The organism is Streptosporangium sp. G12 (assembly GCF_052983175.1).
Genome location: NZ_JBRIQO010000037.1, coordinates 1 through 14,413, shown reverse-complemented (window position 1 = coordinate 14,413; position 14,413 = coordinate 1). Strand labels below are relative to the sequence as shown.

The following is a 14,413-nucleotide window of genomic DNA, read 5'->3' as shown; positions in this document are numbered from 1 at the left end:
AGATCCAAACCTCGGCCTTCCGCGCTCCGGGACGGACCCGGAGCGCGCGGCCTACTCGCCCAGACGGTCGGCCAGCTCCAGCCACTCGCCCTCGATCGACTCCTTCTCCGCGAGGATCTCCTTCAGCTGCGCGTCGAGCGAGGCCAGCCGCTCGTAGTCGGCGGCGGCGTCGGCCATGGACGCGTGCAGTTTCGCCTCCCGGCCACTCAGCTTGTCGAGCTGACGCTCCATCCGGGAGAGCTCCTTGCGGAGGTCGCGCTCGTCCTTCGCGGACAGGCCGGGGGCCGTCTCCTTCGCGCCGGTGGACGAGGTCGCCGAGGCCGCGCCGGACACCGCGCCGGACGCCGCCCGCGCGGACAGGGCCGCCCCCGAGGCGCGCCGGGCCAGGTATTCGTCCACCCCGCCGGGGAGCATCGACAGCTTGCGGTCGCCGAGCAGGGCGACGGTCCTGTCGGTGACCCGCTCCAGGAAGTAGCGGTCGTGGCTGACCAGGATCAGCGTGCCCGGCCAGCCGTCGAGCAGGTCCTCCAGCTCGTTGAGCGTCTCGATGTCGAGGTCGTTGGTCGGCTCGTCGAGCAGCAGCACGTTGGGGTCGTCCATGAGGAGGCGGAGCAGCTGCAGGCGGCGCCGCTCGCCACCGGACAGGTCGCCGACGACCTTCCACTGCGCGTCGCCCTTGAAGCCGAGGCGTTCCAGCAGCTGGGAGGCCGTCCACTCCTTCTTGCCGACCTGGATGAACTTGCGGACCTCCTCGACGGTCTCCAGCACCCGGCGCTCCGGGTCGAGCTCGCCCAGCTCCTGCGACAGGTGCGCCAGGCGGACCGTCTTGCCGCGTACGAGCCTGCCCGAGTCGGGGTGCACGGTACCGGCGAGCAGGCGGAGCAGCGAGGACTTGCCCGACCCGTTCACGCCGATCAGGCCGACCCGGTCGCCGGGGCCGAACTGCCAGGTCGAGTGGTCGAGGACCATCGGGCCCTGGCCGGGGCCCCCGGCGTGCAGGGTGACGTCCTCGAGGTCGTAGACCGTGCGGCCCAGCCGGGCGGCGGCGAACTTGACCAGCTCGACGCTCTCCCTGGCGGGCGGCTCGTCGGCGATCAGCGCCTGGGCGGCGTCGATGCGGAACTTGGGCTTGGACGTGCGCGCGGGCGGGCCCCGGCGGAGCCAGGCGATCTCCTTGCGCATCAGGTTCTGGCGGCGGGCCTCGGTGGAGGCCGCGACCCGGGCGCGCTCGGCCTTGGCCAGCACGTACGCGGCGTACCCGCCCTCGTAGCGCTCGACCGCGCCGTCCACGACCTCCCACGTCCTGGTGGAGACCGCGTCCAGGAACCACCGGTCGTGGGTCACGACCACCAGCGCGGTCCTGCGGCCCGCCAGGTGCCTGGCGAGCCAGTCGATGGCCTCGATGTCGAGGTGGTTGGTCGGCTCGTCCAGGATGATCAGGTCGTGCTCGTCGATGAGCAGCTTGGCCAGGGCCGTACGGCGCCGCTCACCGCCCGACAGGCTCCCGGCGAGCGCCGTCAGGTCGATGTCGCCAAGCAGGCTGGCGAGGATCTCGCGGATGCCCGCGTCGCCCGCCCACTCGTGCTCGGACCTGTCGCCGAGGACGATGTCGCGCACCGCCCGCGCCGGATCGAGATCGTCGCCCTGCGACAGCGAGCCCACCTGGAGCCCCCGGTTGTGGGTGACCCGTCCGGTGTTCGGCTTGAGGTCGCCGGCTATCACCGAGATGAGGGTGGTCTTGCCGCCGCCGTTGCGGCCGACCACGCCGATGCGGTCGCCCACCTCGATGCCGAGGGAGACGTCGCGGAGCAGGGGCTTGGGACCGTAGGAGTGGGAGACCGACTCAAGATTGACCAGATTCATCGCCACACAAGCGTATCCGCTCCCGGCCGGCGCGCTCCCCCGCGACTACACGATCACCGGGCCGGGGACGGGGCCGTGCGCGGTGATGACGTCGCGCGCCACCCCGGCGTCCTTCAGGGAGGCGGCCAGCTCACCCGCGTGGGCCTCGGAGCGGGCGAGGAAGGCGCAGGTGGGCCCGGAGCCGGAGACCAGCGAGCCGAGGGCCCCGTGCTCGCGGCCGGCGTCCAGGGTGCGGGCCAGGGATCCGCGCAACATCACCGCGGCGGGCTGCAGGTCGTTGCGGAGCTCGGCGCCGAGGGTCTCCGCGTCCCCCTCGCGCAGCGCGGCCAGCAGCGGCTCGGCGGCCTGGGGCCAGGCGACCCGCTCGCCGGTCGCCTGGCGGAGGCGGTCGCACTCGGCGTAGACCGTGGCCGTGGACAGGCCGCCGTCGGCGAGCGCGAACACCCAGTGGAAGGTGCCCGCGATGTCCAGCGGGGTGAGCCGCTCGCCCCTGCCGGTGCCGACGGCCGTACCGCCGAGCAGCGCGAACGGGACGTCGCTGCCGAGGTCGGCGGCGATCTCCATCAGGTCCTCGATCGGCAGGCCGAGGCCCCACAGCTCGTTACAGGCGACCAGGGCCGCGGCGGCGTCGGCGCTGCCGCCCGCCATGCCGCCCGCCACCGGGATCGACTTGCGGATGAGCAGGTTCACGCCGTACGAGCGGCCCGCGTGCCCGGCCAGCGCGAGGGCGGCCCTGATCGCGAGGTTGTCGCGGTTCTCCGGCACCTGGCCGGCGGCCTCGCCCTCCACCCGGACGCTCATCCCGGTCTCCGCGGTGGCCGTGACCTCGTCGAAGATCGAAACGGCGTGGAAGACGTTGACGAGGTCGTGGTAGCCGTCGTCCCGCAGCGGTCCGACGGCGAGCTGCAGGTTGACCTTCGCGGGCACGCGGACGGTCACGGAGTTCATGCGTCCCCCATCAGGGCTCGCTCACTGGTCACGACGTCAGATCGTAACGGGATCCTTCCGCCGCGCACACAAACCGACCGGTGAATCACGCTACACACCGCTTTCCGCCGCGCTTTCCGTCGTACGGTGCTCGGCGATTCGCGCGAAGTCCTCGACGGTGAGCTGCTCGCCGCGCTCGGAGGGGTCGATGCCCGCGGCCCGCAGCGCCCGCTCGGCCGCGGGGGCCGTGCCCGCCCAGGAGGCGAGGGCGGCGCGGAGGGTCTTGCGGCGCTGGGCGAAGGCGGCGTCCACCACCGCGAAGACCTCCTCGCGGGTGGCCACGGTCGTGGGCGGTTCCCTCCGGACCATCGCGACCAGGCCGGAGTCGACGTTGGGAACCGGCCAGAAGACCGTACGGCCGACGGGACCGGCCCGGCGGACGTCGGCGTACCAGGCGGCCTTGACCGAGGGGATGCCGTACACCTTGGAACCCGGGGCCGCGGCCAGCCGGTCGGCGACCTCGGCCTGCACCATGATCAGGACCTTGCTCAGCGACGGCTGCGTCTCCAGCAGGTGCAGCACCACCGGCACGGACACGTTGTAGGGGAGGTTGGCGACCAGCGCGGTCGGCCTCTCCTCCGGCAGCTCCGCGGGCAGCACGCGCATGGCGTCGGCGAGCACCACGGTGAGGCGGCCGGCGAGCTCGGGGGCGTGCTCGGCGACGGTCAGCGGGAGCTGGGCCGCGAGGACGGGGTCGATCTCCACGGCGATCACGCCGCGGACCTCGGGAAGCAGCGCGAGCGTGAGCGACCCCAGCCCGGGACCGACCTCGATGACGACGTCGTCGGGCTCAAGCCCGGCCACCCGCACGATCTTGCGGACCGTGCCCGCGTCGATCACGAAGTTCTGGCCGAGCTTTTTTGTGGGACGAATGTTGAGCTTGTTCGCCAAAATACGTATTTCTGCAGGACCAAGTAGGTTCATGCTGGTTCTCCGCACGGCGGTCTGAACCCGGCATCCACCGGCCCGCCGTGGCCTTCGACTCGTTTATCTCGATCACCCAAGGTTGCTCTCCCATGCCATCCGACCAGTTTCCCGCACCGAAGACGATGCAAAGACGCTCGATGAAGCGCGAGGGGTTCCGTTGTGGATAACGTTGCCGTACGGGGGCCCAACGGTGAGAAAGGGAATCTTCCCGGTGAAGAGGACGTGAACCAGCCCGGTGTCGAAGGGCTGCGACCCGCCGACCCCGAGCAGATCGGGAGTTACCGCCTGCTCGGACGTCTCGGCGAGGGCGGGATGGGAACCGTCTACCTGGCGCTGGCGCCGACGGGGAGACCGGTCGCGCTCAAGGTGGTGAAGGCGGAGTTCGCGGTCGAGGAGGGCTTCGCGGCGAGGTTCCACACGGAGGTCGAGAACGCCCGGCGGGTGGCCTCGTTCTGTACCGCGCAGGTGCTGGACAACGGCAACGACGGCGACGGCCGGCCGTACATGGTCACCGAGTACATCGCGGGCACGCCGCTGTCCCGCCAGATCACCGAGCACGGCGCCCTGGAGCAGGGCACCCTGCACGGCGTGGCCCTGGGGGTGGCGGCGGCGCTGGCCGCGATCCACGTCGCCGGGCTGGTGCACCGGGACCTCAAGCCCGCCAACGTGATCCTGTCCATGTCGGGGCCCCGCGTGATCGACTTCGGCATCGCCAGGGCCCTCGACTCCACGCACAGCTTCACCCGCTCGGGCGAGGTGCTCGGCAGCCCCGGCTGGTGGGCTCCCGAGCAGGTGCGCGGCCTGGAGATCACCCCGGCCGCCGACGTCTTCGCCTGGGGCTGCCTGGTCGCGTACGCGGGCAACGGCCGCCACCCCTACGGGCGGGGCGACATGATGACCATGGCCACCCGGCTGCTCACCACCCCGCCCGACCTGGGCGCGCTTCCCGCCCCGCTGAACGACCTGGTGCGCCGCGCGACCGAGATGGACCCCTACCAGCGGCCCAGCGCCCAGGACCTGCTGATCGCCCTGGTCGGCGGTGGGATCGCGGCACCGGCCGCCCCGGCTCCCGTCCGGGTCGACCCGCCCACGCTGATCGCCACCGACCTGCTGAACGAGTCCTGGGAGCCACCCGCCAACGTGGAACCCGACTCCACCCAGACCCTCAGCGCGCTGAACCTGGAGGCGGGGTTCACCGACCCGGCCACGGCACCGACGCCCATCCCCGGATCGATTCCCGTCCGGGGTCCGGCGGACTCGCCCTCCGGACCGGCCCCGTTCACGGCCCCCGGGGCGGCCTTCACGTCCGTGCCCCCGGAGACCGCGGCGCCCGGCCCGTCCACGGCGCCGACGTCCTCCGGGTCCCGGACGACACCGGCGCCCCGCACGGCGCCGGCCTCTCCGACCACGCCGCCGGAGCCGTCAGGACCGCCGGGGTCGTCGGAGTCGTCAGGGTCATCGGGGGCGTCGGGCTCCCTGGCGGCGCCGGAGCGTACCTCGCCGCCGAATCCGCTCCCGTACCCCATGCGGGCCGAGCCCACGACGTCACCGTCGCGCCCGTTCACGACCCCCTTCCACGCCCCGGCGTACGGCCAGGCGCAGGGCCAGGCGCAGGACGGGACGCAGGATCAGGCACCGGGTCAGGTGCCCACCCTGCCCCCGTCGCCCCCGTCGCCCCCGTCGCGCCCGTCGCCCCAGTCGCCCCCGTCCGGCTTCCAGGTCCCGCCGGGATCGGACACGCCGGACGCGAAGGGCTCGGCGCCCCGGCGGCGCTGGCTGTTCGCCGGACTGGCCGTGCTCGTGGCGCTGGCCGTCACGGTCGTCGTCCTGTTGAACATCCCCGGGGGAAACCCGAACGGCCAGGGTCAGGCGCGGACGGGCACCACCGGCGAAACCGGCGACCTCGCCGGAAGCGGCGCCGGCGACGTGGGCCGCACGATCATGACCGGCTCCTTCCTCGAGGACCCGCGGCTGATCGTCCCGCGCACCCCGGCCTGCGGGCTCACCTCCTACCGGAACGCCACCCCGGCGAAGGGCCGGTTCTGCACGGTCCCGCTGACGCTGATCAACACCGGCGGGGAGCAGGTCCAGCTCGGCGACAGCGCCGCGATCACCCTGATCGACGATCGCGGCGCGACGCACTCCCCCGAGAGGGTGTCGACGGCCCTGCCCGCCGCCCTGCCCCCCGGGACGAAGGCGGAGGCCCTCCTGGTCTTCGACATTCCCCCGGCCCGCAAGCCCGCCAAGCTGACCGGCGTGATGATCAAGGAAGGCAGGACCATCGAGGTGAGACTGTCTTGAGGCTGCTGCTCTCCCTCGCGGCGACGGCCGCGATCGCGCTCCCCGCCACCGGGGCCGCCGAGGCGCTCACCGCGTCCGCCAGGCACCTCGCGGCCGGATCCGGCACCGCCTCGCCCGCCGACTGCACCGGGGCGGGCGTGAGCGACTTCGACGGCGACGGCCTGGAGGACTCCGCGGTCGGCGACCCCTTCGCCAACCCCGGCGGGCTGACCGGTGCGGGAGCCGTCCACATGCTGTTCGGCCGGGGAGAGAGCGGCAAGGCGGTGACCGCCCCCGAGACGAAGACGGGGGACGCCTTCGGATGGTCGGTGCGGCTGGCCAAGGTCGACGGCGACGGCTGCGCGGACCTGATCGTCGGCGCCCCGTACGCGGACGTGGCGGGCCGTACGGACGCGGGCGCGGTCTACGTGGTGTACGGCGGCCCCCGGGGCAGGACGGTCCGCCTGGTCTCCGCCGAGCCGGAGGCCGACGCCCACTTCGGCTGGTCCCTGGCCTTCGGCGGGACGCTGGTGGCGGTCGGAGCCCCGCACGAGAACGCCGGGGGCACGGCCGACTCCGGCGCGGTCCACCTGTTCGACGCCGCGACGCTCGGCACGGGCCGGCGGATCTCCCAGGAGACCGAGGGCATCTCGGGCAACGGCGAGGTCGGCGACATGTTCGGCTGGTCACTGGCGATCGGCAGGCTCGGCGGCACCCCGGACGAGCCGGATCTCGCGGTCGGCGTGCCGTACGAGAACGACGACGGGGCGGGGCGCCAGGTCGGCGCGGGCAAGCTCGACTCGGGGTCGATCGCGGTGATCTACGACGTGCGCGAGGCCAAGGAGGAGTACGGGAGCAGGAAGTGGGACCTGCGCGAGGTGGCCAGGTCCCAGGGGGGCGACCGGTTCGGCTACGCGATGGCCTACGCCGAGCAGGGGGACGTCGGCTACCTCGCGGTGAGCGCCCCGCTCGGCGACGGCGGGGAGGTGAAGGACTCCGGCCTCGTCCAGCTGTTCCAGGCCTCCGACGCCCAGGAGGTCAGCCCGATCGCCACCCTCCACCAGGGCGCGGAGGGGGCCGGGGGCGAGGGCTACGGATTCTCGCTGGCCTTCACCGGCGAGGGCGCGGGAGAGATCAGGCTCGCCGTGGGCGTGCCCTTCGACGGCACCGGCGGGCAGGGCGGCGTACGACTGATCACGATGGGCGAGCCGGACTCGGGCACTCTGGTCACCCAGAGCGAGGCGGGCGACCACTTCGGCTGGTCGGTCGGGTTCAGCGGTAACCGGCTGGTCGTCGGGGCGCCCGACAGGGGAGGCGCCGGAGCGGTCGTCCTGCTGGGCCGCAACGACACCGAGGGCATCCCGCTCTCGCCGGGCACCGGGAAGATCCCCGCCCTCGAGGGCGCCGCCTCCGCCGACTTCGGCGCCGCCGTGGGCTGAGGTCTCCGGCCCCGGTCGCCGTAGAAGCGGACGCCCGGCTCCGGATCGGCTCCGGCGCCGCCGTGGGCCGGCACCGGGAAGGGTCACCAGGAGCCGAAGACGGTCTCCCCGTTGGCGCTGACGGCGGCGGCGAGCTCGGTGAGGTCGGCCGCCTTGACCTCGGCGAGGCAGCGCAGCGTGAGCGGTAGGAGGTAGGGCGCGTTGGGTTTGCCCCGGTGGGGGGCGGGCGGCAGGTAGGGCGCGTCGGTCTCGACGAGGATCAGCTCCCTCGGCGCGACCCGCGCGGCCTCGCGGAGGTAGGCGGCGTTCTTGTAGGTGACCGGGCCGGAGAACGACATGAAATATCCGGCGGCGACGCACCGCTTCGCCATCTCGGCGTCACCGGAGAAGCTGTGGAACACCACGACCTCGGGGGCGCCCTCCTCGGCCAGCACGCGCAGTACGTCGTCGTGGGCCTCGCGGTCGTGGATCACCAGGGCCTTGCCGGTCCGCTTGGCGATCTCGATGTGCGCGCGGAAGCTGGCGTGCTGGTCGTCCTTCGACGCCCAGTCTCGGTAGTAGTCGAGACCGGTCTCCCCCACCGCCCTGACGTGGGGCAGGCGGGCCAGCCGCTCGATCTCGGCGAGGGTCTCCGGCGTCGAGGCGTGCGCCTCGTTGGGGTGGATGGCCACCCCGGCGTAGACGTCCGCGTGGAGGGCGGCCGTCTCGGCGTTCCAGCGCGAGGACGGCAGGTCGTAGCCGATCGTGACGAGCCGCGTCACGCCGACGGCGCGGGCCTCGTCGAGGATGCCCTCGACGCTCGCCCGGGCCGCCTGCGCGGCCTGGGCGACCGGATCCCCCGAGGACGCCTGGCGGTTGCCCACCATGATGTCGAGATGGCAGTGGCTGTCGAACACCTCTGCCGGCAGCGGCCTGGGTGCGTCGGGAAGCTTCGGCGTGCTCACGGCGTCCAACCTACCGAGAAGCCGGTGGGCCCGCGCCCGGTGCCGGGCGCGGGCCGCTGAGAACCCCGGTCGCGGACCGCGAAGAGCCCTGGTGACCGCGGGAAGAGCCCTGGTGACCGCTGAAGGTCTTGATCGCGGGCCGCCGCGGGCCCTGGGTGCGGGCCGCGAGAGCCTGTCCTACTCGCTCAGGCGGGCCAGCTCCTCCTCGACGATCTTCGGGTCGAGCTTCACGAACAACGGGGTCGGCGGGGCGAGCGGAGAGCCCACCCGGATCGGGGACGACTCCCAGCGCGCGGCGCCGTCGTAGGAGCCGGTGATGATCGGGTAGGTCCTGCCGTCGTCGTCGGTGACCTCCTGGATCTCCGGCATGCCCGTCCAGACGCCGGTGCCGCCGAGCATCGCGTAGATCTTGTTGGAGGAGTTGGGCAGCACCGGGGTGAGCAGCGTCTTGGCGTCGTCCACGACCTGCAGGGCGACGTGCAGGATGGTCTTCACCCGCGCGGGGTCGTCCTTGATCTTCCAGGGCTCCTGCTCGGCGAGGTACCGGTTCGCCTCGCGGATGACCTCGAACGCCTCGTTCGTCGCGTTCTTGAAGCGGCAGTGCTCGAACTCGGCGGCGACCTTCGGGAAGGCCGCGCGGCTGCGCTCCAGCATCGCGCGGTCGGCGTCGGTGAGGTCGCCCGCCTCGGGGATGACCCCGAAGTTCTTGGCGGCCATCGAGATCGAGCGGTTCACCAGGTTGCCCCAGGCCGCCACCAGCTCGCCGTTGTTGCGGTTGAGGAACTCCGACCAGGTGAAGTCGGTGTCCTGGTTCTCCGGGCCCGCCACGGCGATGTAGTAGCGCAGCGCGTCGGCGTCGTAGCGCTCCAGGAAGTCGCGCACGTAGATGACCACCTGGCGGGAGGAGGAGAACTTGCGCCCCTCCATCGTGAGGAACTCGCTGGAGACGACCTCGGAGGGCAGGTTCAGCGCGCCGAGGGAGCCCGGCTCGCCGTCACGGGCGCCCTGCCCGTTGTAGCCGAGCAGCATCGCCGGCCAGATCTCCGCGTGGAAGACGATGTTGTCCTTGCCCATGAAGTAGTAGCCGAGGGCCTCGGGGTCCTGCCACCACCGGCGCCAGGCCTCGGGGTCGCCGGAGCGGCGGGCCCACTCGATGGAGGCGCTGAGATAGCCGATGACCGCGTCGAACCAGACGTAGAGCCGCTTGTTGGCCTGGTCGTTCCAGCCCTCCAGCGGGATCGGCACGCCCCAGTCGAGGTCGCGGCTGATCGCGCGGGGGTGCATGTCGCCGAGCATGTTGAGGGCGAACTTCAGCACGTTGGGCCGCCAGTCGCCCTCCTTGGAGGACAGCCACGACGCCAGGACCTCGGCGAACGCGGGCAGGTCGAGCATGAAGTGCTCGGTCTCCACGAAGATCGGCGTCTCGCCGTTGACCTTGCTCACCGGGTCGATCAGCTGGATCGGGTCGAGCTGGTTGCCGCAGTTGTCGCACTGGTCGCCACGGGCGCTCTCGTAACCGCAGATCGGGCAGGTGCCCTCGATGTAGCGGTCGGGCAGGGTGCGCCCGGTGGAGGGCGAGATGGCGCCCATCGTGGTCTGGGGGAAGATATAGCCGTTGGCGTGGAGTCCCTTGAAGATCTCCTGCGTGACCGCGTAGTGGTTTTCCGTGGTGGTCCGGGTGAACAGGTCGTAGGAGAGCCCCAGCGCCTGGAGGTCCTCGACGATCACTCTGTTGTAGCGGTCGGCGAGCTCGCGGGCGGTGAGGCCCTCCTTGTCGGCCTGGACCTGGATCGGGGTGCCGTGCTCGTCGGTCCCGCTCACCATGAGGACCTTGTTGCCCGCCATCCGCTGGTAGCGGCTGAAGACGTCGGACGGCACGCCGAATCCGGAGACGTGCCCGATGTGGCGGGGGCCGTTGGCGTATGGCCAGGCGACCGCGGTCAGGATGTGCTGGGACATGATGCAAGCCTAAGGGACGCGGCCTCGGGTCTTGGTGCTGTCGTGGTTCTCCGCGGCCCTCGACTTTCCGGGACCTTTTCCCGAAGCCGCCGCGGCGCTCACGGCAGCCGCGGGGCCGCCGGCGTGGCACCGTCGACGGGGGCGTCCGCCGGGTCGCCCGCGGCGGCGCGGCTGACGGCCTCGGCGGCCTCCTCCGCGGCGGAGGCGGCCACGTCGATGGGCGTCTCCTTGGTACGGCGGATGCCCAGAATGCTGATGAACAGCGCCGCGAAGATCGTCTGGAAGCTCACGATCAGCGCGGTGGCCGAGGGCACGACGATGCGCAGCGACTCCGACGGGATCAGCGGGCCGAAGCTGCGCGTCTGCCAGTGGACCAGCGAGGCGACCAGTCCGCCCAGGCCGCCCAGGGCGAGCAGCCCGCCGACGATCAGGCCCTTCTCCAGGCTCACGATGTCGACGAGCTTGCGCACCCTGCGGTCTTCCGGCAGGAAGCCCTCCTCGGCGGCGTACACCTTGGTGAACAGGGCGAACAGCGACGCCTGGAAGCCGATCACCACCATGGCCGAGGCGCCGACCAGGGTGTCGACGTCGAAGGCGAGCTTGCCGATGTAGACCGGGCCGAAGGTGAGGGCGGCGCCCGCGACCAGGCCGAGGGTCATCAGGACCAGGCCGGGGATGAAGAACAGCCAGCGGGGGCTGTAGAGCATCAGGAAGCGCAGGTGGCGCCAGCCGTCGCGCCAGGAGCGCAGGTGCGGCGGGCGGGAGCGGCCGTCGGGCGACAGCGTGGTGGGCACCTCGCGCACGTCCAGCCCGGACAGGGTCGAGCGGACCACCATCTCGCTGGCGAACTCCATGCCGCCGGTCTGCAGGCCGAGCCTGAGGATGGAGTCGCGCCGGAAGCCGCGCAGGCCGCAGTGGAAGTCGCCGATCGCGCTGGGGAAGAACAGGCGGCCGATGAAGGAGAGCACCGGGTTGCCCAGGTAGCGGTGGAGCGGGGGCATGGCGCCCGGCGCGATGCCGCCCTTGAACCGGTTGCCCATCACCAGGTCGGCACCGTCACGGAGCTGCTCGACGAAGGGCAGCAGCGCCGTGAAGTCGTAGGAGTCGTCCGCGTCGCCCATGATGACGTAGCGGCCGCGCGCCGCGCGGATGCCGCCCATCAGCGCGTTGCCGTATCCCTTGGCGTCGACGTGCACGACCCGGGCTCCGGCCTCGCGCGCGAGCTGCTGTGAGCCGTCCGTGCTGCCGTTGTCGGCGATCAGGACTTCCCCGTCGATCCCGTGCTCCCGCATGCAGGCGAGCGCCTTGCGTACGCAGGTCTCCACGGTCTCCGCCTCGTTCAAGCAAGGCATGACCACGGTCAGTTCCACGTCTCAACCCTTCACTCACTGCACAAGCCAATCTCACCATGATGCCCTCTAGAGTCCCCTGCCCGGGTCAACTCCCCGAAACGGCTGGCATCCTGTAATGCATGGTGACCGTCGCCGACCGCCCTCGCCTGGACGTGCCTCCGCCCGAGCGGGGCGCTCGCCTGCGAGCCTTCCTCTCTCGGCATCGCCTCTTCGTGGCCGCCCTCGCGCTGGCGTTCCTGCTGCGTGTGGTCACCATGCTCGGCTACGGCCCGGCTCTGTGGTTCAACGACTCCTACGAGTACGTCTCGGGGGCCGTCAACCCGAGCCGCCCCAGCGCCCTGCGCCCGAACGGCTACTCCTTCCTGCTCCTGCTGCTGAGGCCCCTGCACAGCTTCGCGCTGGTGGCCTTCGTCCAGCACCTGATGGGCCTGGGCATCGCGGTCCTGATCTACACCCTGCTGCGCGGCAGGTTCGGGCTGCCCGGCTGGGGGGCGACGCTGGCCGCGGTGCCGGTGCTGTTCGACACGTACCAGATCCAGCTCGAACACCTGATCATGTCCGACGTGATGTTCATGCTGCTGGTCGTGGGCGTGATCACGCTGGTGCTCTGGCACCGGCGGATGTCCTGGCGGCTCGGCGCGGTGATCGGGCTGATGCTGGCGCTGACCGCCCTGACCCGGTCCATCGGCCTGCCGATCCTCGCGCTGGTCGTGGTCTACCTGCTGGTCAAGCGCACGGCCTGGAAGACGATCGCGGCGATGATCACCGCGTGCGCCCTCCCGGTGGTCGGCTACATGGCCTGGTTCGCCTCGGCGCACGGCAACTTCGCGATGACCAACAGCGACGGCGCGATCCTCTACATGCGGACGTCGCTCTTCGCCGACTGCACGAAGATGAAGGTCGATCCGCGCGAGGAGCTGGAGCTGGCGCTGCTGTGCATCAGCGCGCCACCGAGCGAGCGCCACTTCTCCGGGCAGAAGTATCTCTGGTGGGCACAGAACGGCCAGCGCTTCCACGCCTTCGGGGTGGGCAGCACGTTCACCCCGGAGATGAACAAGACCGCGGGCGCGTTCGCCCAGCGGGCCATCCTGTCCCAGCCGATGGACTATCTCGGCATCGTGGCCGGCGACTTCTTCCGCGCCTTCCACTGGGGCAGGCCGCGCTTCCCCGACGTCCAGACCTACGTGCAGTACGAGTTCCCGCTGACGACCAAGGTCCTGCCCGCCTGGTCGTCGTACCAGGGCAACACCGACACCGACGCGCGCAAGTACGACCCGGGCCTGCGGGTCGCGCAGCTCCAGGGGAAGCAGCGCGTGATCGGCACCGACCTGCACGCCCCGTGGGCCACCTTCCTGCAGGGCTACCAGCGCGTCGTCCGGCTGCCCGGCATCGTGCTCGGCGCGCTGCTGCTGGTCGGCCTGGCCGGGGTGGTGGCGCGCTGGCGCAGGCTGGGCGGGGCCGTGCTGCTGCCGTGGCTGGCGGCGTTCGGGCTCATCCTGGCCCCGGCGGCGACGGCCGAGTTCGACTACCGCTACCTGCTGCCCGCGGTGCCGCTGGCGTGCCTGGCGGCGGCGATCTCGCTGCGCCACGGGTTCTCCAGGCCCGCCACCGCGCCGCCCGCCGTCACGGACGGCGACGTCGTCCCCGATGACGCCCCGGCCGGAACGATCATGATCGGCCCCGCCGCGCCGCCCGCGACCCCGACCCCGCCCGCGACCGCGACCGCCACGACCGAGCCGCCCGCCGTCACGGACGGACCCGTCGCGACCACCCCCGGCGCGCCCGATACCGGCACGACCGGTCCCGTCACACCGGATCCCGGCACACCCGGTCCCGTCACACCCAGCTCCGGAACAGCATCCGCGCCCACCACTGGGAGTGCGGGATGAGCTCGGCGACGAGCACCGGGTAGAGCCACCCGAGATTGATCAGCGCGAGGAGCGTGAAGGCCCCGACGACCGCGGCCCCCATCGCCCTGCGGTTGGGCGCGGCGTCCGCCCGTCCGATGATCAGCCCGGCGGCCAGGGTCAACGCGAGGATCATGAAGGGGAGCATCGTGATCGCGTAGAAGAGATACATGGTGCGGTTGTCGGCGAGGGCGTAGTAGAACCAGGGGAGCCAGCCGGCGGCGTAGCCGACGAGCACGGTTCCTGCGCGCCAGTCGCGGGTGGCGACGTACCAGGCGATCATGGCGATGAGGGCGGCGAGACCCCCGTACCAGATGACCGGGGTGCCGACCCCGAGCACCGCCTCGGCGCAGCTGTCGACGCCGCACCCGGTCTTGTTCGGCGGATAGTGGAACGCCACCGGGCGGGACAGCAGCGGCCAGGTCCAGGGGGCCGACTGGTAGTTGTGCCCGGTGCTCAGCCCGGTGTGGAAGCCGAGCACCTGCACCTGGTAGCTCAGCCACGACCGGAGCGAGTCGAAGACGAAGAACCCCGGGCCCTGCGAGGTCGCCTGCACCCAGTTGCGGCCCCAGCCCAGCGGCGAGACGAACCAACCGGCCCAGGAGACGACGTAGGTGACCACGGGCAGCAGGCCCATCGCCAGCACGGCGCCGGTCAGGTCCTTGTTCAGCGCCCCCACGTACGGCTTGCGCAGGCCGATCGCGCGGCGGGCCCCGGCGTCCCAGACCAGGGACATCACCGCGAAGGCGACCAGG

General features: G+C 71.9%; 9 protein-coding genes and 1 pseudogene. 3 read left to right on the top strand and 7 right to left on the bottom strand.

Annotated elements, in window-relative coordinates; genetic code table 11:
• Nucleotides 1-51 precede the first annotated feature (51 nt).
• The 3 genes from ACVCAG_RS40095 to rsmA all read right to left on the bottom strand — a co-directional run bounded on the left by ACVCAG_RS40095 (nucleotide 52) and on the right by rsmA (nucleotide 3,774).
• Complete coding sequence (locus ACVCAG_RS40095; protein WP_440088296.1) at nucleotides 52-1,863, bottom strand: ATP-binding cassette domain-containing protein; 1,812 nt, start codon at nucleotides 1,861-1,863, stop codon at nucleotides 52-54.
• Between the two features lie 45 nt (nucleotides 1,864-1,908).
• Nucleotides 1,909-2,811 carry a 4-(cytidine 5'-diphospho)-2-C-methyl-D-erythritol kinase gene (locus ACVCAG_RS40090; protein ID WP_440088298.1) on the bottom strand — a complete coding sequence of 301 codons (903 nt, stop codon included), beginning with the start codon at nucleotides 2,809-2,811 and terminating at the stop codon, nucleotides 1,909-1,911.
• 90 nt (nucleotides 2,812-2,901) lie between these two features.
• Nucleotides 2,902-3,774: a 16S rRNA (adenine(1518)-N(6)/adenine(1519)-N(6))-dimethyltransferase RsmA gene (rsmA, locus tag ACVCAG_RS40085; RefSeq protein ID WP_440088299.1), complete on the bottom strand. Its 873-nt coding sequence runs from the start codon at nucleotides 3,772-3,774 to the stop codon at nucleotides 2,902-2,904.
• A 225-nt stretch (nucleotides 3,775-3,999) separates the two neighbouring features.
• On the opposite strand from rsmA, the gene ACVCAG_RS40080 reads away from it, so the two are divergent.
• On the top strand, nucleotides 4,000-6,078 hold the full coding sequence (locus ACVCAG_RS40080; RefSeq protein WP_447191365.1) for a protein kinase domain-containing protein: 2,079 nt from the start codon (nucleotides 4,000-4,002) through the stop codon (nucleotides 6,076-6,078).
• Nucleotides 6,075-7,496 carry a hypothetical protein gene (locus ACVCAG_RS40075; RefSeq protein WP_440088302.1) on the top strand — a complete coding sequence of 474 codons (1,422 nt, stop codon included), beginning with the start codon at nucleotides 6,075-6,077 and terminating at the stop codon, nucleotides 7,494-7,496. Before ACVCAG_RS40080 ends, ACVCAG_RS40075 begins: the two co-directional genes overlap by 4 nt.
• 83 nt (nucleotides 7,497-7,579) lie before the next feature.
• Here the strand turns inward: ACVCAG_RS40075 and ACVCAG_RS40070 are convergent, their stop codons facing one another.
• The 3 genes from ACVCAG_RS40070 to ACVCAG_RS40060 form a co-directional block, all read right to left on the bottom strand.
• A complete protein-coding gene (locus ACVCAG_RS40070) occupies nucleotides 7,580-8,440 on the bottom strand; it encodes a TatD family hydrolase (RefSeq protein ID WP_440088304.1) in 861 nt (286 codons plus the stop codon).
• A 177-nt stretch (nucleotides 8,441-8,617) separates the two neighbouring features.
• Nucleotides 8,618-10,399 (bottom strand): methionine--tRNA ligase, encoded by a 1,782-nt coding sequence (metG, locus tag ACVCAG_RS40065; protein ID WP_447191364.1) that lies wholly within the window; start codon nucleotides 10,397-10,399, stop codon nucleotides 8,618-8,620.
• A 98-nt stretch (nucleotides 10,400-10,497) separates the two neighbouring features.
• Complete coding sequence (locus ACVCAG_RS40060; protein WP_440068152.1) at nucleotides 10,498-11,769, bottom strand: glycosyltransferase; 1,272 nt, start codon at nucleotides 11,767-11,769, stop codon at nucleotides 10,498-10,500.
• A 101-nt stretch (nucleotides 11,770-11,870) separates the two neighbouring features.
• Here ACVCAG_RS40060 and ACVCAG_RS40055 point away from each other — a divergent pair, with 101 nt between their 5' ends.
• Nucleotides 11,871-13,640: a hypothetical protein gene (locus ACVCAG_RS40055; protein WP_447191363.1), complete on the top strand. Its 1,770-nt coding sequence runs from the start codon at nucleotides 11,871-11,873 to the stop codon at nucleotides 13,638-13,640.
• Here the strand turns inward: ACVCAG_RS40055 and ACVCAG_RS40050 are convergent.
• Nucleotides 13,588-14,413 (bottom strand): annotated as a pseudogene (locus ACVCAG_RS40050) (phospholipid carrier-dependent glycosyltransferase); the annotation flags it as partial. The gene ACVCAG_RS40055 and the pseudogene ACVCAG_RS40050 sit on opposite strands and share 53 nt — an antisense overlap.

Excerpts from the sequence above, each read along its gene's own strand:
- ACVCAG_RS40095 (WP_440088296.1), bottom strand. The coding sequence starts at position 1,863 with ATGAATCTGGTCAATCTTGAGTCGGTCTCCCACTCCTACGGTCCCAAG.
- ACVCAG_RS40090 (WP_440088298.1), bottom strand. The coding sequence starts at position 2,811 with ATGAACTCCGTGACCGTCCGCGTGCCCGCGAAGGTCAACCTGCAGCTC.
- rsmA (WP_440088299.1), bottom strand. The coding sequence starts at position 3,774 with ATGAACCTACTTGGTCCTGCAGAAATACGTATTTTGGCGAACAAGCTC.
- metG (WP_447191364.1), bottom strand. The coding sequence starts at position 10,399 with ATGTCCCAGCACATCCTGACCGCGGTCGCCTGGCCATACGCCAACGGC.
- ACVCAG_RS40055 (WP_447191363.1), top strand. The coding sequence starts at position 11,871 with ATGGTGACCGTCGCCGACCGCCCTCGCCTGGACGTGCCTCCGCCCGAG.